The organism is Vibrio kyushuensis (assembly GCF_050337325.1).
Taxonomy (GTDB): Bacteria; Pseudomonadota; Gammaproteobacteria; order Enterobacterales; family Vibrionaceae; genus Vibrio; species Vibrio kyushuensis.
This window is the reverse complement of the sequence record NZ_JAKJSV010000006.1, coordinates 126679-146779: the sequence shown is the minus strand read 5'-3', so window position 1 is coordinate 146779 and position 20101 is coordinate 126679. Positions and strand designations below refer to the sequence as shown.

General features: G+C 41.7%; 13 protein-coding genes. 8 read left to right on the top strand and 5 right to left on the bottom strand.

Translation table 11 applies throughout. From position 1 onward, the window contains the following. The first annotated feature begins 23 nt into the window (after nt 1-23). Together L4D20_RS14255 and L4D20_RS14250 are read left to right on the top strand one after the other, a co-directional pair. A complete protein-coding gene (locus L4D20_RS14255; RefSeq protein WP_428802271.1) occupies nt 24-1529 on the top strand; it encodes a hypothetical protein in 1506 nt (501 codons plus the stop codon). After that, nucleotides 1519-4500 carry a hypothetical protein gene (locus L4D20_RS14250; protein ID WP_428802270.1) on the top strand — a complete coding sequence of 994 codons (2982 nt, stop codon included), beginning with the start codon at nt 1519-1521 and terminating at the stop codon, nt 4498-4500. The genes L4D20_RS14255 and L4D20_RS14250 overlap by 11 nt, the downstream gene beginning before the upstream one ends. 149 nt (nt 4501-4649) lie before the next feature. On the opposite strand, the gene L4D20_RS14245 is transcribed toward L4D20_RS14250, so the two are convergent. Next, entirely contained in the window at nt 4650-5324 is a 675-nt protein-coding gene (locus L4D20_RS14245) for a hypothetical protein (RefSeq protein WP_428802269.1), read from the bottom strand. Between the two features lie 178 nt (nt 5325-5502). On the opposite strand from L4D20_RS14245, the gene L4D20_RS14240 reads away from it, so the two are divergent. Beyond that, nucleotides 5503-5895 carry a hypothetical protein gene (locus L4D20_RS14240; RefSeq protein WP_428802268.1) on the top strand — a complete coding sequence of 131 codons (393 nt, stop codon included), beginning with the start codon at nt 5503-5505 and terminating at the stop codon, nt 5893-5895. Nucleotides 5896-5914: 19 nt separating this feature from the next. Here L4D20_RS14240 and L4D20_RS14235 read toward each other — a convergent pair whose 3' ends face one another. Beyond that, nucleotides 5915-6844 (bottom strand): LysR family transcriptional regulator, encoded by a 930-nt coding sequence (locus L4D20_RS14235; protein ID WP_428802267.1) that lies wholly within the window; start codon nt 6842-6844, stop codon nt 5915-5917. A 253-nt stretch (nt 6845-7097) separates the two neighbouring features. Here L4D20_RS14235 and L4D20_RS14230 point away from each other — a divergent pair, with 253 nt between their 5' ends. Beyond that, a complete protein-coding gene (locus L4D20_RS14230) occupies nt 7098-8219 on the top strand; it encodes an alpha/beta hydrolase (protein WP_428802266.1) in 1122 nt (373 codons plus the stop codon). 40 nt (nt 8220-8259) lie between these two features. Here L4D20_RS14230 and L4D20_RS14225 read toward each other — a convergent pair whose 3' ends face one another. Next, nucleotides 8260-9147 carry a LysR family transcriptional regulator gene (locus L4D20_RS14225; protein WP_428802265.1) on the bottom strand — a complete coding sequence of 296 codons (888 nt, stop codon included), beginning with the start codon at nt 9145-9147 and terminating at the stop codon, nt 8260-8262. 360 nt (nt 9148-9507) lie between these two features. Between L4D20_RS14225 and L4D20_RS14220 the strand changes: the two genes are divergently transcribed. Continuing rightward, nucleotides 9508-10509: a LacI family DNA-binding transcriptional regulator gene (locus tag L4D20_RS14220; protein WP_428802264.1), complete on the top strand. Its 1002-nt coding sequence runs from the start codon at nt 9508-9510 to the stop codon at nt 10507-10509. 182 nt (nt 10510-10691) lie between these two features. Here L4D20_RS14220 and L4D20_RS14215 read toward each other — a convergent pair whose 3' ends face one another. Together L4D20_RS14215 and L4D20_RS14210 are read right to left on the bottom strand one after the other, a co-directional pair. Next, a complete protein-coding gene (locus L4D20_RS14215; RefSeq protein ID WP_428802263.1) occupies nt 10692-11963 on the bottom strand; it encodes a carbohydrate porin in 1272 nt (423 codons plus the stop codon). A 394-nt stretch (nt 11964-12357) separates the two neighbouring features. Continuing rightward, nucleotides 12358-14922, bottom strand: coding sequence for a glycoside hydrolase family 3 protein (locus L4D20_RS14210; protein ID WP_428802262.1), 2565 nt, complete (start codon nt 14920-14922; stop codon nt 12358-12360). Nucleotides 14923-15480: 558 nt separating this feature from the next. Here L4D20_RS14210 and L4D20_RS14205 point away from each other — a divergent pair. The 3 genes from L4D20_RS14205 (at nt 15481) to L4D20_RS14195 (ending at nt 20099) form a co-directional block, all read left to right on the top strand. Further along, entirely contained in the window at nt 15481-17610 is a 2130-nt protein-coding gene (locus tag L4D20_RS14205) for an ADP-ribosylglycohydrolase family protein (protein WP_428802261.1), read from the top strand. Nucleotides 17611-17663: 53 nt separating this feature from the next. Beyond that, a complete protein-coding gene (locus L4D20_RS14200) occupies nt 17664-18914 on the top strand; it encodes an ABC transporter substrate-binding protein (protein ID WP_428802260.1) in 1251 nt (416 codons plus the stop codon). Nucleotides 18915-18998: 84 nt separating this feature from the next. Continuing rightward, on the top strand, nt 18999-20099 hold the full coding sequence (locus L4D20_RS14195) for an ABC transporter ATP-binding protein (RefSeq protein WP_428802259.1): 1101 nt from the start codon (nt 18999-19001) through the stop codon (nt 20097-20099). Nucleotides 20100-20101: the final 2 nt, after the last annotated feature.

Here is a 20101-nt window from a genome sequence, read left to right as displayed (position 1 = left end):
AGGCAGAAGATACTTGCAGGTCAATGAATAGTAAAAATGCCCCTTGGATTATTATCATTGTCACCGGCTACATAGGCTGGTGGCTTTGGGCATCTCGCTTTCCGTTAGAGTTAACCAGTGATGACGCTTACAACTTTTGGTTGGCGATTGAGCGTTTTTCAGTGATTGAATTTCGTCCGCATTTTCCTGGTTATCCTGCATTTGTGGCGATGAGTAAAATGGTTGCCTATGGGCTTGCTTCAAACGTCCCTGCCAATGTTGTGGTGTCACTTGTGTTTGGCTGCCTTATTCCTATTCTGGTGGCTGGGATAGTTTACATGGTTTGCAAAAGTTGGTTTTTAGCGGCTCTCGGGTTTGTAATGATCACTGTGCAGCCATTGTTACTGTCAATTTCACTGAGCGGGTTGTCTGATTCAATGGCATTAGCACTGTTGCTATTTTCCGTTGCTGCGCTTATTAGGCAGAACTATTTGATTGCAGGGCTTTTTGTCGCAATGATGCTAGCCACAAGACCGGCTTACCTACCACTGGCGATTGGGCTAGCGATACATCCTCTTATTTCGCCTGTCTCTGTCGAAAATTCAACGAGTCGAATTAAAGCGTACTTTCAAGTGTTTAGCATGATTATGTTAGTGGGTGGTATCTCTCTTTGGTTTGTACTTCGTCAAGATGGCCTAGCTTACTTTGAAGAGGGGATGAGATTTACTCAAGGCCACTTTTCTATTTGGGGGAATACAGTTCATGGTGAACAAAACCAATGGATTCAATGGTGGAATAGTCTGACAAAGGGGTTTGGTTTATACCCTGTCTTGATAGTTTTACTTCTCCAATGTTATACGCTGACTTATTTTATTCGTCCTCGGTCTCATCTTGCCTCTCGCTCAATTTTCAATTTGGAAGTATCAAGAGTTCAGTTGAAGGAAGAGGCGATTAAGACCATAAGTTTTACTTCTCTTATTTATTGGGTCTGGATAACGTTTGCCCAAAATCCAGATAATCTTCGCCATTGGACTCCGATACTGACTCTGTTTTGCATCTTGCTTCCGATTGCCATTGGCTCATTTCTAAATAAGTCATCGGAAGACGATATGGGAATAACAGGCAAGAGCATAATTTCGTTGAAAAAGTTTTCCTCGTTGCTTGTGGCTTTCTTGTTTTTCAATTCGCCCTCTATTCATGCCATTGTGAGCAAGTCAAAGCCAATTCACGCCCCAATACAGCAGGCGATTAATTGGGTTGATGTAAACCCTTTCATCGACTTATTAGGCACGAACTACAGCGTGAACCTAGCAAGAGCGTCGCTACCCAATCAGCGTATTTATGACATGTATTATCCAAGTAGCAATCACGCCTTGCTATCGGCGGCTTCGACTAACCCTCAAAGTGCTTGGCGTCTTTCAGGAACACCGATTGACCAGACGTTAGTAGAGATTTTCCCAGCTCGCTTTGTCGGAGAGAGAACACTCTACCTTTACCAAATTAATGAACAAAAAATTAGCAAACAAGAAAACAATAATTATGAGCAATGATGTAATGAGTTATTCAGGTATTAAAAGGCTACTCAAGACTATCCATGAGATGCGGTTATTTAAACGCGTAAAGCAATTATTGAATATTGTCTGCGTTTTGGTTGCGTTAAGTATTAGCCACTCTTCATGGGCTATCGAGAAAAGTAGTTCGTTACTTATGACGGCAGACAAAAGCCAGTTCATTAGCGCAAACTTTGATGCTGGCAGTGTCAGCATTATTGAGAGAAGTAGTGGAAAAATCCTAGTTGAACAGACGATTGGTCGTGATATACGCCGAGTAGCGCTAACGGGTGATGAGCAGCAGTTACTTGCGACAGACTACTTAAGTGACAATGTCACAATGCTGAATGCAGACGATCTATCCGTGGAGTGGACACTTTCCGTTCCTTCCCGACCGTTTGGGGTAGTGTTTGATAAAAATCATCAACAATTTTATGTGACCAGTTTCGAGCGAGATAAGTTGCTGGTGATAAGCCGCGACGGTGAGATCACCAAAACAATTGATACCGCTTCAACGCCAAGGGGATTAGCCCTTACCGATGATGGTCGTTTGTTAGTCACTCATATGATGTCAGGTCAGCTCTCTATCTATGATACTAAAGCTCAAACGCCAATTCTAAATCAGATAATCCAGCTCGAAGATACTAAAGCAAATGCAACGTTAACCACCCCTCAAGGTAAGCCACGTGGGCTTGATAATATTGTAGTTTCACCAGATGGTAAAACGGCTTGGCTTCCTCACATGCTTTGGTCATTCGGTCACAATTTTCAGTTTCAATCGACGGTGTTTCCTACCATCTCAATCATTGACCTAGAGCTTGGCAATGAACACGAGGTGATAGAAGAGAGAAAGCAGCTATTTGAGCAGATCAATATTATTGAAAGTGGCAACCGAATTCGCATTATCTCAAACCCTCATGATGGCGCATTCACAGAAGATGGTAAGAAGGTGATTTTTACGCTAGCCGCGTCTGAAGACTTGCTAGTATTTGACCTTTCTCGACAAGGTAAAAAGAACAGCAAACGACATCGTCGTAAGAAGTTTCAAGGCGGAGTGAAAGCAACTCAAATATACCGTAATGTACCGGGCGATAATCCACGCGGCATTGCTATTTCGGGGCGCGATCTATTTGTGCAAAATGCGATGACTCTGGATTTAGTCAAGTTTGATACTGGAAAGCCAGGGCCATTTTCAAAGGTGAAATTGGCAGAAGAGCAGTTCGCGAAGCTAGTTCAACATGATCCAGTAGCGCCGCAAATGCGACTGGGTAAGACGCTCTTTAATAGCGCGAATATGGCCGATAGTTCCGAGTACCCAATGTCTGGCGACTTCTGGATGAGTTGTAACTCTTGTCATATTGATGGCTTTAATTTTACTAACCGACAGCTGATGGAAGATGGAAAGAAAGATCGCTTTAAAAACGCGTTAACCGGACACGTCGATGTAAGAAAAATGATCATTGGTGACCCTGTTGGCGCGTACGTCGATATCATTCAAAAAACTCAAGGCGGAATGGGGGGCGATCCAAGAGAGGAGGAGATGCCTCCTGTTGATGTTGAAAACCCGCCTCTTGAAGTCGCGAAAATGATGTCAGCCTTAAATGAATACGTTAAGGCGAGAGAGAACCTGCCATATTTAGCGACTTGGTTGCGTCTTGATGATGAAAAGCGTTACACGCACCCTGATGAGTGGGTAAATTCTGCAGAGTGTGCCGATTGTCATACCACCATCTACGATCAGTGGGCGGACTCAAATCATGGTATGAACATGGACCACCCGTATTACCGCTTTCAGGAAGATTTCGCGGCAAAAACAGAGGGTGAAGAGTTTCGTGTGTTGTGTCGAGGCTGTCATGCGCCACAAAGTATTATCAATGAAGATAACAAGCCGTTTGAAGAGTACGGTGATATGTGGCTAAAGGGTGGTGAGGATCTGAAAGAAGCATTTGCCCATGGTCAATCGGTTAATGAACGAGGGACAGGTTGCGTTTTTTGTCACCGTATTACTAAGGCGGAAAATGCAGGCGGTAATACTGACTTAACCGTAAACATCAAGGATCGAGAGCTGTACGTTTTTGAAGATGCCAAAAATAGCATGCTGAAATGGCTCTCTGAAAAACAAATTAATGCGTCACCAGAGGTCCATAAGGATTCATATTCTGATCCTGATCTGTACCAAAGTTCACTCTATTGTGCGACCTGTCATAATGAATTTACTACCGGGCAGGGCGCGAACATCAATGATAACTTTGGTGAGTGGTTAGCTTCGCCATTTAACGCGCCAAACGATCCTAGTATGCACAAAGAGTGTATCGATTGTCATATGACGCAAGATGTCACTGACTTTGATAACAAGGTGTCAGGGCAATCGACTAATGATGGTCCGATTAAGAGCAACATGCGTTCGCACCACTTTGTTGGAGGTAATTATTACTTCACTGGGATGCGTAATCCAGAACACAAAAAGCTCAGTATCGATATTTTAAAAACAGCGTTAACTCTAGAAGTTGAGAAACAGGGCAATCTATTCTCGGCAAATATCACCAACGTTAACTCTGGGCACGATATGCCGGGTGGCGCTCGCCGTCAGGTTTGGGTTGAGCTCATTGTTACTGACGCTAACGACAACGTTGTTTTTGAAAGCGGTGTTATGCAAGACGGAGTTATTCCAAAAGATTCGCGTCGATTTATCAAAATTGGTGTCGATGAAAATGGAAAGCCTGTTGGTCTTCGTTTCTGGCGCTATGTAAAAATAGGTCAAGATACCCGTATCAAATCAGGTGAAACGCGCGTTGAGCAGTTCGAGTTACCAAGTGATCTGGACTACCCAATTACCGTTTCTACTCGTGTTCTTTACCAAGTCTTCGCCAAAGGGCTGACCGAGAAGGTACGCAGTGCCTTTCCTGATGAGGATATTCCAGAGCCTGAAGTCATTGAACTTGAGAAGGTGGTAGAGGTATATAAGAAGTAGCTTGATATAGATAAGGTATAAGAGAGGCAACGCCTAGAGAGCCAAGGACATTTAAGGCAAGTACAGAACGCATTTTTAATTATCAAAAAAGCGAACTGTTACTTGTCTTAACCTGCCCTCTAAATAGAGTGAACAAGCCTAGGGTCCGATTAGAAGTTAATTTCGTAGTTAATGCTAGATATCAGCTCTTTATGGTCGGTAAAATTGGCATCAATAAAAATACTTTGCCGATCATCTAATCGATATCCTAGAGTGCCATCGATACTGACCTCGCTAACACTTTCATGTTCAAAGTTACTTTTTAGTTGGTTGAGCCCTAATATTGCTGTCGGCGAAACAGTTACCCAGCTATTCATTGGTAGTTTTCTAAAATAGCGAAATTGAATTTTACTAAAGTATGCATAGTTATCGGCCCACTCTTCACTGGTCGCGCCAAAGCCTAAAGAAGGGACAAGTAACGTCTGATTGTCGATGGAGTAAACATCGAAAAGACTGACCGAACCATTTAGAGAACTATCGGCGCTGTCATCTTGTACGTAATCAACAATAATCCCTTTGCTTAAGCGCTTGTGCCTCGCTGCACTACGAATGTTATGGACATTAAAGTCTCGTTGTAGCTCGTACTGCAACAAAATCTGCATGTCCATAGTGGTATTAAGGTCGAGCGTTGCTCTCGCACCATTCCCTTCATTTCCATAACCAAATGAGACACTTGGCCTCATCTGTAATGCTTCGCTAATTCGAACCTCTTTTAGCTGATCTGCTATGGCGCTATTGCTAATAAGCAAAGAAAGTAGATTAATGAAAATGAAGCGTAACGTCATGAGGCCCCCAAGGTTAATTAGTGGAGGCATGATAGGCGGTGCTCGTTTTTTAGGAATGGTTTTCAGAAATTCAAATTTGCTTCGGTCTTTAAGTCGAAAATGAATTTCTCTAATTCATTACTTGTTGTGCTAGTGATCTAGATACTGATGGTATCTAACAATTATTGAGATTAAGTCAGTGACTAGAACGGTATGCAGCAGAGTAAGTGAAGATATTTTTTTAAATCAACGTTGTTACAAGATCTTTGATGAAGGCGAGGGGATCGCCGTTCTGTATTTGCATCATAATCACGCACAACAAAACTACATTGTAGATGCGATTATAGCCGTTGCTTCCGAGCACACACGAGTAATCTGTTTAGATGTTTCTGATGTTTGGTCAACTAACATCAATGAGCTTAGCTCAATGCAATTGAGGCAACTTACGGATGATATTCACCTATTGGTGGATATCTACTGGCTTGAAGACGTAATTATTGAAGGTAACTACATGAATACTAGACTTAAGCATCAATTGTTAAAGGTACTAAAATCGCGTTGCAATGACAGAACAGCACTAGTTAATGACTAGCCGTTAGAGCCGACACTTCTTAACTTGGCTGAATAACCGTATCAAAATGACTTTGAAAAACTTGATGCAAGAATTGATTGAGTGGATACCCTCGTCGTGTTTGTAAGTACCCACCACAAATATCCAATTGTCGGTACTCTTGGGAGAGTGGAGGTAGTGGGTAGCAGGTCAGTTTATCGGACATATTACTAATGTAGCTGCTTGAGTAGAGTAACGAGTCACTAGTCGCTATGTACTCTAATACGGTTACTAAGCTATGGCTGGTCAGTTCAACATCAGCAACATACCCTTTTTGCAAGTACAGCTCTTCAATGACACTTCGTTTGCTGTTTATACCATCCAAAAACAGACGGGCGATAGGAAGGTGATGAATCTCATCCCATGCACTGGTTTTACTTAAAATAGGATGATCGACTCTAGCGACAATGGAGTTTTGTACTTGGCATAATGTGTGAGTGTAAACCTCTTGTGGTATTGGATAGCCAGCAAGCTGGATCATATAGTCGATCTCGCCACTGAGCATTTCACCTAATGAATGGCTTTGCCAATAAATGATTTTAAACTTCGCGTTTGGCAAGCTGCTTTTTAGAACGTTAATTAAACCTGACCCAAAGATTTCTTGAAGAAAGGTATTCACAGCAATGGTAATGGAGCCGTTAAATACCAAAGGATCGAAATCTTGATAAGACTCAACAACTTTGATTATTGGGGTCATCATCTCATCAGCTGCTTGAGCTAATTTTTCTGCAAGTTCTGATGGTTCAACACCGTGAGCTTTACGGATAAATAATTGATCACCGAATACTTCTCGCAATTTGGCCAGTCCGCGACTGACGCTGGTTTGGGATATTCCTAAGCGTTCGGCTGCTAAGTGAGTGTTCTGTGTTTCTACTACAGCTTTTAATAATTTCATTAGATTGAGATCTAATGTATCGATTTTATTCTTCATCTTTTAGCCATTAGTAAATCGCCATTGATATCAATATTATACTGAATCAGAGTTGATTGCCTTCGGATATTGAAACGACCAGTTTCAAAAGAGAACACTTATCAATAGAAGTCAATAGATAGCCTGCATAAATGAATTTCTCTAATTCATAGTATGCAAACAAGCTTTGAATGAAAATGCTTGTCGTTGGCCAATGCACGTATATTGAAAGGAATCTACATTGGCATGAATATTCCTATGATAGAGGCAAAATATGAAGCAAACCATCCTCACGATTACTTTGGCGGCACTTATCCCTGTGTCAGCAATTGCCGCAGGTCAGAATCCATTAAAAGTAAACGCTACAGAATTGCCGATTCCTATTCATGCTTCTGAGGCGATAAAGTCATTTCTAACCGTAGCCCCTGCACCGTTAAATTCTGAGGTTGTGCAAAATATTCAATTGCCCCAAACGAAGAGCGAGTGGAAACAATATATAGAACAATTTGATGCTCCGGGAGCAGAGCAAGGGCGAAAGCAAGCTGAGCAATTCAGTGTTAAATTCGAAGTCAGCACATTTGAAGGTGTGGAAATCTATACGGTAACGCCAGAAACAGTCGCACCTAAATACAAGAATAATGTCTTTGTCCATATTCACGGTGGAGCTTGGATCTACGGTGGTAATGACTCATTACTTCGAGAAGCGACGATAACAGCTCATAAGCTGCAGATTCCTGTTATTTCAATTAATTATCGTAAAGCGCCAGAGCATCCAGCCCCTTCAGCTGTAAACGATATTGTGACAGTATGGTCTGCGCTATTAAAGGAACGTCCGGCAAATTCTATGATGTTAGGTGGAACCTCTGCGGGAGGAAATTTGACAGCAGCGTCGGTACACCGAATGAAAGACGTAGGCCTTCCAACACCAGCGGCGCTGTTTATCGGTACGCCGGCAGCAGATATTCAGAAAAAAACGGACAGCCGTTTTGTTAATGATGGTGTTGATGGTGGACTAGGTACATGGGATGTTGGTATTGAAGCTGCTGTTGATCTTTACATCGGTAACTTGGATCCAACTAGTCCATATTTATCGCCAATTTATGGTGACTTTAGCGAGTTTCCGCCGACAATATTGGTATCTGGTACTCGTGATTTAATGCTAAGTGATACGGTGCTTATGCATAGAGCGATCAGGGATGCTGGAGCTATGGCTGACCTACATATTTACGAAGCACACTCTCATGGCTTCTACATGTTACCCGGTGATGATAGAGCTAATTTCTATGCCGAAATGGATGCGTTTGCTAACACTCACTTAGTAAAATACGAGGATGTCGTTAAGGGCGAACCCCCGCACTTACTCCTTAGTGATTTTCTGATTCCAGAGACAAAATAATCGACATATCGCTAATGTTTGATTTTGGATCTCTGAGACTTTAGCTCAAACAATCATTTATTAGCGATTTAACGACACTGTATCGCTTAGGTAAGTTACGGTGTCGTTTCTGTACCAAAAACAGTATTTCTTTTACTGGATTTTTTGTTGGGGCAATGTATAGCTGTTCTTTTCCTGAGAAGCTATCAATTGCACTTTTAGGTAACACTGTAAAACCAAGCCCTTTAGAAACGGGCAGTAATATTTGATTAAGTTGATTTATATAGCCAGACGCTTTTAAACTCTCGATATTGATGTTTGCTAATGCGCTATCTCCGCATAAGTCGAAGTAAAGCGAGAGGTAATGATTGGCATCTGGGTGGCGTATCAGCCCACAATCAAGAAGAAGTTGAACGGTGATGCTCATACCCTGATAAGCCTTTGGCAATGCTAAACAGAGCTCTTCATTACCAATCTCTTCACTTTGAAACAAACCCGTATTAGGAACGTGAGTCACAATGCCTAAATCAATAGCGCCTTGTTGTAAGTCATCCAATATTTTTTGATTTGGTGCTGCTTCCAATTGAATGGACAGGTCAGAATGCTCTTGCTGTAGAGTTAAAAGTGTCGGATAAAGAGCTAACGCCAAAGAGCCTGAAGTAGCAATTTTACAATCACCTGCATAGGGATTATCAAAGTTGAGGCTTTCTAGTAGCTCTGCGTCATCTATTGCCAACTTTAGTGCGTATTGATAAACCAACCTGCCTTGCTCTGTTATCTCAAATCCTTTGCCTTCACGTTTAATAAGTTCGTGGCCACATGCAGCCTCCAACTTCTTGATGTGTTGACTTACTCCTGGCTGAGTCATATAAAGCTTCTCGGCCGTTTGGGTAAAGTGTCCAATGTCGATTAAAGTTCTAAAGGTGTTTAACCAAAGCGGATTTAGCATGATGGGTTGACTCTTCAATAGCAAAACATTATCAAATTAAGTCTAAATGATAATTTATCTGGATTCATGTGCAAGAGGAATATTGAGTAATGAGGGTTTAATAGAGCTAAATCTAGCGATGATTCGTCTGGTTTATCGGTCTGGTTGCATAGTTAATCTTGATGTATGAAATCAACGAGAATGAGAATAATTGAATAATAAGTTTCATCACTCCTGTTATTTATTTGAGATATAACGACATTGTGAAACCAAAGTGAAGATTACAGTATTAAGAAAGATAAACATAAGATTCAAGGTAGTATAATTGATACAATAATAACGACAAATATTTTCACCCTCTCTACTAAGGTAAATGAAATAATGGCCAAAGTTACTTCTAGAATGATTGCCGCAAAAGCAGATGTTTCTCCTAGTACTGTTTCAAGGTATATCAATCGAAGTTCATTTATTGAAAAAGAAAAAGTATTAGCGATTGAGAAAGCAATGAGTGACTTAGGATATCGACAAAAAGATAACCGAGTACAACCTGCCGCTCGTACAATGGTCATTGGTGTATTATCGCCAAGTTACGACAGTGTGCATGTATCGAGTATCTTTTCTGGGATGAATAAAGCCGTTTCCAAACATGTATATAAAATTAATGTTGAAGTGAGTAATTACGAATCAGACCGTGAGCGTCGAATTCTTAAAGACATGGTTGATAAAAATGTCGATGGTGTAATTATTATTGGCACACACTTAACGGAAGAAGAAATAGGCGTAATATTAAAAGGAGTACCTAAGCTAATATTTGGTACGCCAGCACTGTCAGTAAATAATATTGGTTCAAAACGGCTGCATCAATTACAAATGGACAACGAATTAGGTGCCTATTTGGCGGTTAATCACCTTATTCAAAAGGGTCATAGTGACATTGTTCACTTGCGAGGCCCAGTCGATAACAGCGATTCAGACGCTCGATACGCTGGGTACGTAAGAGCGATGGAAAGTGCCGGAATTGAAATTAATCATGAACTGGTTTTACAGGGCGATTTCAATTCAGAGCAAAGTAGCGACTCAATCCGTAAAGCGGTGTCGGCGAATAAAAGCTTTACCGCTATTTTTGCATCAAATGATGAAAGTGCTGTTGGCGCGATGAATGGGTTGTATCGAGAAGGGTTGACGATACCAAATGATATCTCTGTAGTGGGGTATGATGATATGCCGTTATCTAGCTATATTATCCCACCATTAACGACTGTGAGACTACCTTTTGAAAAAATGGGTGAGTTATCAATTTCTTACATACTGGATCTGATTTCGGGCAATGAGCCAAAGTATAAAATGCCAACGATGCAATTGATTATTCGCGAATCGACCTAGTGACCTAGCAATGATGATTATCTTGATGGCATAGTTAAGATGTTTCAGCCGTAGATTCATTCGAGAAATCTTATTCTTAACTAGAAATGGATTCATAAAGAAAAGGCTGTAACCTCATATTGGTTACAGCCTTTATTATTAACGGGTTATCATCGTGGACAAGGCAATGATATCGTTATTTATTACCACCAAACTTCAAACTGCGCGCCGAAGCTGACAGAGTCAAACTTGTCGTTTGTTACTGAAGAGTGCTCGCCAAATGCTACTTCACTCCAGTGAGTATCTTGCTCAGCGTACGTTACGTAAAGACGGATATGCGGTACATCACCAAAATGGAATTTTTGAGAAAGTGTTGCCTTAGCGGATGTATTTGTACCGTCGTAGGTTTTTGATTTCGCCTGTTGGTAACCAAGCTCTAGCTCAGTTTGAGTGAAGGTATTCCAGTTATAGCGTGGGCGAATACCAGCGTTAAACCACTCTTTTCCGTCTTTGTTATCAAACTCCATATCAATGTCTTCGAAAGCAATAGAGTAACCAGCACTCCACTTATCATTGAATGTGTAGTTACCGTGGTTAAATAGGCGGACACTGCTACCTGGTGCCTCTACATTGACAATCTGCGTTCCCGACCAGCCAGCAACACCAATACCGTCTGTATATTGAATTGTTAGAATATTATCAAAACCAGCAAAATTGCCGCTATGAGAAGCGGTTAGCATGTAGCCGTTAGTTGTAGCACTGTTGCCTTGTTTTGTGATCTCTTCTTTAAGCACTTCATCGTCGACAACACTCGCAAGGTTAATACCAAGTGCTAGGTTACCGCCTGGAACTTCGATGCCATGAACACGTAGCTCAGGAAGGTGTACTGCAGTGATGAAACGTTCATCTTCGTCGGGTGTCTCACCAGGGTTTGTCATCTCGCCATTGTTGTAGTTATAAGTCACATCCATCAACATACCTGGCAGTTCGATGTCACGTAGACCGAAACCACGACCGTAGTTATCCCAATACTCGTAATCAAGCATGTCATCAGCGATTGAACGAGGGTATAGCTTACCGGCCCACATGCTGGTTACATCACTGCCGAATACACCATGCAATTGCCCCCAAACTTGCATCACATCAAATGAATCAGAAATGCCGCCACCAAACTCCTGAACGTCATGCCATGATCCGATCATGATGCCAATTTCACCACGTTGACCATTTTCAGAGACAAGATCTGATTTTAAGCCGAACTCCATCCAGTCGTCTTCGTTACCCAGACGATATTTACCAGCCGCACCTTCCGCAGAGATGTAGTCTGGGTGACCGTTACCGTTACTGCTGTTTGGCGAAATATGAGCACCAGCACGCATGTAACCAAAGAAGTCAATATCAGAGGTTGCCATTGCACTTGAAGTGAAAAGCATTGCACCACAAGCTAAGGCAATTTTAGTTGGTTTAAAATTCATTTTATACCTATGTTTATTTAAGGACTAAGAAAGCTTAATTATTATTTGTTTATTATTGTCAGTGTTTGAATGTATTTTTTATTCTCCCCACTGTTTGGTAGCGGTATTTTAAAGGGAACTTAAGGGTCGTTAATGTGAGGGTGATAGGGTTTTTACTATCGATGAATATTTATCAAAATAAAACGGTTCATGCCTAAGTTGCTGTTTGTTATTGCAATTTATCTCACCTTTAGAATGCGTTTCATGGCTGTTATTATATATGGGATAATAAGCCAAATAATATATTGTTATAGATTTGTTACTTGTATATTTTTAGGAAATAAAAAAGGCTTACTTAATAAGTAAGCCTTTAAGGTTTAATGTCTATATTTTAGTTTCTATATAATTTCTGGTCTTATGCATTCCACGCGATATTGGCTATGACGGCACCAAGCTTCCCTTTTGTATACATCATAAATGGCGTATCTAAATAACGTAGGTCTACATCTTGGTCAATAAATTCCTGACAAGGTACTGACACTTTAATAAATTCATCACCAATGATTAATTGATCCGTTATATCTACAGACGCGACACCGACGGGTTCTTCGTTTTTAGTCCATTTTTGAAGTGACATTTTAACGGGTTCCGTTGGCGCTTCTTGAACTTTAATTTCAAAAGTAATCGAACCATTACGATATTGTGAGAAATCTTCTACAGAGCCATCTCCAACTTGAATATAAGTGGCACCGAACTGCTCATTAAAGTTAATTTTAATGGCATCTTGTTGCTGCTCATAGTTGTACGGTTCAGTTTCAATAGCTTGGATTGCCATTGAGTTGTTTCTTGAAACTTCAGAGCCAATCCAGTGACCGAGATCAGAGATTTTGAGGTTGTAGTCACCGATGTTTGAGCGCACACCATATAAATGTTTGGCTTCAGTTGCTGCATCGGTTTGGTTTACAACATCAATGTCTAATTCAATATTATTTAGATCACGAGTTTGTTTACGATCTGTGTAGTTCAATCCGTACCCATATTCAAATAACGGCGCATGTTCTCCATTTGGATCTTGCTCGTTATCAGGGCAAACATAGTCTGGGATGTGCGTTGGAATACGGTTAACAGTAACGCTACGCTTTTTGTTAGGCCAAGAGTACGACAGTTGACCAACGAAATCGTAACGGATGTTATTTTGTTCATCACGAACAAGTACATCAGTGATACCCAACCCTTCACTGCCAGGAAGGAAAGCAGCAACAAACGCTTCCGACTGTGCAATTTCTTCATTGATGTAAAGAGGGCGACCACTAAAGAAAATACTAATAACTTTAACGCCTAGCTTATGTAGCTGAGTGACTTTCTCGCAGTCTGCTTTGTAGCTGCGTTTTAGCTTTGAGAACTCAAGTGATTGCCACGCTTTGATATCGCCCATCATCTCTGCGTAAGGATCTTCACCAAATACAACAACGGCTACATCACCAGCTTTGAAATCTGAGCTTAGGTCAAGGTCTAGATTAACATTCTCAGCGCCAAGTTCAGCCTCAAGTGCCATTTTAACTGTTGTTGCGCCAGGGAAGTCATCTAGCGTGTTCTCATCACCTTGCCATGTTAGGTTCCAACCACCAGATTGTTTTTGTAAATCGTTGGCAGCGCTACCTGTTAACGTGATTTTTTGGTCACGGGAAAGAGGGAGAATATCGTTGTTGTTTTTAAGCAATACAAGAGACTTACGTACAGATTTTCTAGCAATCTCACGATGAGAATCAGCCCCAAGTTGAGCTTGTTTCCCTGCGAATTGACGTAGGCTAGGGCGTGGTTTGTCCCATAACCCCGCGCGCATTTTAACGCGAAGAATTCGAGTAACTGCATCGTCAATGCGCTCCATTGAGATAACACCGCTGTTTACAGCATTCAATGTCGACTCAATAACACCTTTCCAGTGCTCTCGTACTGGAACCATAAGAACATCGTTACCCGCGTTAATCGCATAAACGGCGTCAGTGTCCGTACACTTATTGACTTCGGCGTGACCGTTCCAATCAGTAACAATTAAACCATCAAAACCCATCTTTTCTTTCAGTACGTCAGTAAGCAGGTACTTACTACCATGAATTTTTTGATTGTACTCTTCACCCTCTTTAGGTGAGTGATCGTAGTTAGCATTGTCTTCCCAGCTGTTAAATGAAGACATAACAACCTGTGCGCCCGCTTCTAAACCGCTGAAGTAGCCCATAGCGTGTATATTAATCAGATGCTCTTCACTGTATCCATTTACACCACGGTCAATACCAGTACGTGTTCCGCCATCACCGACAAAGTGCTTAACGTTAGACAATACTCGCCCTTCGCCCTTTAGCTGTTCAGCGTTGCCTTGTAGGCCTTGCACCATTTTTGCTGCGTAGTCGTAGGTGATTTCTGGATCTTCAGAATAGCCTTCATAAACGCGACCCCAGCGGTAATCGCGCGGTGTTGCAACAGTAGGGGCAAATGTCCAATCAAGACCCGTCGCAACAACTTCACGAGCGGTCACTTCACCAATGCTGTGAATCAGTTCAGGATCACGAGCACAGCCTAAACCAATATTGTGTGGGAATACGGTGGAGCCGAACACATTATTATGACCATGAACCGCATCTGTTGCCCAAACAAAAGGAATACGGAAACCTCTACCTTCAAACATTCTTTCTGTAGCTTCCCAGAATGTGTCAGCGCAATCAGCCCAATCTTGAGCTGAAGCATGTTTGTTTTCGTTTGGCCATGCGCCGCCTCCATTTAGAATTGAGCCCAGTTTATATTCATAAACTTCTTCAGGTGTGACTTCCCGAAGGTTAGGTTGAATCATCTGACCAATTTTTTCTTCCAGTGTCATTTGTTGAAGAATTTCAATTACTTTATCTTCAATAATAGGATCTTTTTTAATTGCGGAATCAATAGTTGGCCAATCCTTAAAATAAGGAAGACTATTTTTAATTGTCATTCTAAACACCTAAGTAATATAAATTGCCGGATTTCTAATACGGCGGATACTACCTTTGAATTTAGCCATTCGTTTGTGATCTGAGTCTCACTGCCATGACTCAAGGATTTATATTGCTCAAAACTAAATTGGGCACACATTTCTGGGGTATTTCATGAATTGTTTGTGTAAAGTTTAATATTTATATTTATTATTCAGTTGGTTAGTGTGAATTGTTTTTTCTTTCTAGCACGGTGTTATAGAAAACGTTGAAACTCAATTGTAGTGCGACATGAAATTGTATGATTTATATACGAATATAGGCTCAGTTAGTGTGATATAAATCACTAGAGGCGAATAATGCGTGAATTTAATTATGTGCATGTAAAGCAAAGTAACTTATTTTCAATAACTTACTGTGAATTTATTTTCGTAATTGGAAAGTAGGCAAGAATCACTTTCAGTGCTTTGATCACAATTTGTAGGGGGGGAACTCTGTATCATCCGGATCAGATGAGAAGTCATACAGTACTTCGTGAATTATAAAGTAATATTATTGTTAATAGTGTTGGAGATAAGATGTATAGCGAAGATTTATACCGTAAAATATATTCTGGAATCCTAGGTAAAATTGTCGGTGTATATGTTGGGCGACCTTTCGAAGGTTGGGATTATAATCAAATTAATAAAACCTTTGGCGATATTAACTGCTATGTAAACGAACAAGTAAATCACCCATTAATCTGTAGCGATGATGATATCACGGGTACTTTCATGTTTACCCATGCGCTAGAAGATCACTTGTTCCGTAAAGACTTCTCTTCCGTCCATGTCGGCCAATCTTGGCTAGATATCTTAATCAAAGGAAAAACCGTCCTTTGGTGGGGTGGGTATGGTCAGTCGACAGAGCATACTGCTTGGCAGAACCTTAAGAATGGCATTCCAGCGCCGAAAAGTGGTTCTGTCGAAACGAACGGACAGACCGTTGCAGAGCAGATTGGCGCTCAAATATTCATTGATGGTTGGGGAATGTTAAACCCAAATATGCCGGATAAAGCAGCCAATATGGCTCGCGAAGCGGGTTTAGTGAGTCATGATGGTGCTTCTGTCGATGCTGCCATTGTTATTGCGGTCATCGAATCCTTAGCATTTAACGAAACTAATCTTAATACTCTGATTGATTCTGCTTTAAGTCATATAAATAAAGACAGCATTATCCAAAAAGTGATTGCTGATGTACGTCAGTGGCACAGTGAAAACCCACAAGATTGGCGTTACGCTTTCACCCAACTTCGCGAAAAGTACGGCTACGATAAGTTTGATGGTACCTGTCACGTTGTCCCTAATCATGGGCTGATTATTCTTTCTCTCCTTTATGGACAAGACAACTTCCATAAAGCGATGATGATTGTTAACACAGCGGGTTGGGACACAGATTGTAACGCGGCCAATGTGGGTTGTATCAACGGTATTCGTTTAGACCTAGACAGCATTAATGATGGCTATGACTGGCGTGGTCCTGTTGCTGACCGTATCTTGCTTCCTACTGCACATATTCATGAACACATCTCAGATGCACTTCGTGAAGCCGATAAAATGATGGAGTTGATGGTTCGTTGGCATACTGGCGAGACACTACCTCGCAAGCCCAAATTCCATTTCTCGCTACCAGGTGCAGTGCAAGGGTTCCAGTTAGATAGCAAACATAACCATGTTCGAACAGCTTTGTTATCTAATCCAGAAAACGCACTGACAATTGACTATCAAAACCTGATCTCTGGTGTTCCGCTAAAAGTGAAAACAGCGACCCACACTGATAAAGAGTGCAAGGTTAACGAATCTTCTTACCATGTTGTTGGTAGCCCAACGCTTTACCCTGGTCAAGACGTAGTCGCGGAGCTTGAACTTACCAAAGAAGCGAATGCTGACGTTGATGCTTGTCTGTTTATAGAAATGTATGACACAGCGCTAAACATCACGACAGTTTCAAGCGAGCCTGTACGATTAAACGCTGGTGAGCGCAATACGATTCAATGGACTATTCCGGCCGCTAATTTCCAAATGATCGCTAATGTTGGAATTAATATCACAAGCACGACAGAAAGTTCTCAACACGGTCAGGTTAAACTTCACCAGCTTGATTGGACGGGTACGCCGACACAAACGATCGGGTTTGATAAAACACCGCACCATGAGATTTGGGAAAGCAGTTTCATCAATACGATGGACACTAAAATCAAGTTCGATAACCAAGATATCTACCGTCTCGTCAACGATGACATAACAGACCCCGGTGTGTTCGCATTTGGTAGCAAAGATTTTGAAGATTATGAACTGAACATTCGCTTAGTTCCACAAACGAAAAACGCCTTTGGCCCAATCATTCGTTACCTTGGTCTGACTCGTTATTACCGCATAGAACTGACAAAAGATGACACCGCTATTCTGATGCATGAATCGTTCGGAGAATCCCGTATCATCGCCGTCGCTCCTTTTGCATGGCAACCGCACAATGCTTACGAGTTTGAAGTGAAAGCAATAGGCGACCATTTTGAATGTTCAATAAATGGTGTCGATACCTTTAGTGTTAAAGACGCTGCTATGCCAGAAACATTCAAATGTGGTGGGGTGGGGTTCTATAACTCATTAGGGCCTGTCCACTTTACTGACATGACGATTACTTCTGTTGATTCTCTTAAAAACAAGTAACTAATAACTAATACGGCGTTAAAGCCGAATACTCTACAAAAATAAGGATAGGCATGAAAAAACTACAATTAAGCACTGTGTCTGGCGCCATCGTTGCAGCTCTGTTCTCTACGGCTGCTTTGGCTGAAGAACAAGTGACACTTAATGTCGCCGCGTTTGCTAATTACGATCAAGTTGTTCGCTTGATTACGCCTGATTTTGAAAAACAATATCCGCATATCAAAATAAATCTAAGATCGCTGTCGTTCCAAGATCACCATACAGCGCTTACAACCTCACTTTCTACTGGTGCGAACGTGCCTGATGTAGCGGCTCTTGAGGTTGGTTATATTGGTCGATTGGCTAATGGTGGTGGTTTAGAAGACTTGAATCAAGCACCGTATAACGCGGCTAACTTTGCCGAGAAATTCTCACCGTTTACTGTGCCGTTAGGTAAGAACAACCGAGGTGAGCAAGCGGCTATCCCTGTTGATATTGGCCCAGGTACAATCTTTTACCGCTCTGACGTATTGGAATCAGCAGGTGTCTCGGCTGAAGAGATGCTAAAAGATTGGGATAGCTTCATTGAAATGGGCAAAAAGCTCAAAGAGAGCAACGGTAGCTACATCGTTGATAACGCCTCGACAGCAATGAAAATTGTACTTCGAAGCGGTTTAAGTGAAGGTGAGTCGGTTTACTTTGGTGAAGATAATAAAATCTTAGTTGAAAGTGACCGTTTTAAAGAGGCTTTCCGTGTTGGTAAAGAGCTGTTTGATAATGATCTGTCTGCAGAAGTAAACCAATGGAGTACAGAGTGGAACGAAGGCTTACGTCGTGGTGATGTTGCGACGCAAATGTTCGGTTCTTGGTTTGTAGGTCATATTCGTGACTTCATTTCTCCAGATACCGATTACTGGCGTACTGCGCAACTTCCTGGTGGTACATACGCAAGCTGGGGCGGTACGTTCTTATCTATTCCCGCTAGAGCTGAGCATAAAGAAGAAGCGTGGACATTCATCAAATACATGTCTGATCGCGTAGAAACACAAATTGCTGCACTTGAGTTCGGTACATTCCCTTCTTCTGTTGAAGCGCAACAAGCGCCTGAAATGAACGAAGAGATGGCTATTTTGGGTAATCAAAAAGCTCGCTTGATCTGGCGTGAATCTGCAGAACGTATCCCTGCAATTTCAGCTCACCGTCATGATCCAATCGCTGAACGTATCATTGATGATGCTTTTGAAAAGGTTATCAACCACGATGTTGACATCGATAAAGCGTTGTCTGATGCCGCTAAACTTATTAAACGTCGTGCTCGTCGCTAATTACTAATTGAATAAACTTTGCGGCTACGACTCTTGTAGCCGCCTTTATTGCTAGCAAGTTCCACTTTTCTAAAGGTACAAATAATGAGTTCCGTTACTTTCGAAAACGTTAAAAAAGCGTACGGTCAAACGCAGGTAGTTAAACAATTCGATCTTCATATTGATGATGGTGAGTTTGTGGTTTTCCTTGGTCCATCTGGCTGCGGAAAATCAACGACACTTCGCATGCTTGCTGGTTTAGAAGAGATTACTTCAGGAGATATTCGAATTGGTGATCGCTTGGTGAATGATCTTCACCCGAAAGACCGTGACACTGCGATGGTATTCCAAAGCTACGCACTTTACCCGCACATGACGGTAGAGAAAAACATTGGCTTCCCAATGAAAATGGCCGGCGTTAAAAAGGAAGTCATTGCGCAGCACGTTAAAGAAGTCGCGGAATCACTAGAGTTAACACCATTGTTAAAACGTTACCCGAAAGCGTTGTCTGGTGGTCAAAGACAACGTGTTGCAATGGGGCGAGCAATGGTTCGAGTACCATCTGTCTTCTTATTCGATGAGCCTTTATCAAACCTTGATACAAAACTTCGTGGAACCATGCGCGCTGAAATTAAAGCGATGCATAAGAAAATTAAAACCACCACATTATACGTAACCCACGATCAGGTTGAAGCGATGAGCTTGGCTGACCGAGTTGTTATCTTGAAAGACGGTTATGTTTCACAAGTGGGTACACCAAAAGAAATCTTTGAATCGCCTTGCAGTAAATTTGTGGCGACATTCATTGGTGCACCAGAGATGAACATCCTCTCTGCAAGAGCAACGTCAACTGACGACACGGTTGTTACCGTAGGTGAGCAATCTGTTACGTTAAATAAAGCGCACAGTTTGCCAACACTCGATATTGAATATGGCATTCGCCCGAGTGATTTCTATCTAAACCGCCAAACGGTTCAGTCTGACAATATTGGTACCTTAACCGCGACCGTTAATATGGTTGAGTTACTAGGTTCTAATTACCATCTTCATTGTTCTGTTGCAGGGCAAAAAGTACTTGCCGAAGTTGAGTCGCCAACGGAATTAGAAAGCCTAGAAAATCAACAGGTTGAACTTCACTTTGACTTGAACCGTACACACCTGTTTGACCTGGAAGGTTTGACAATCACTGGCAATGTGCAGGGGTAATC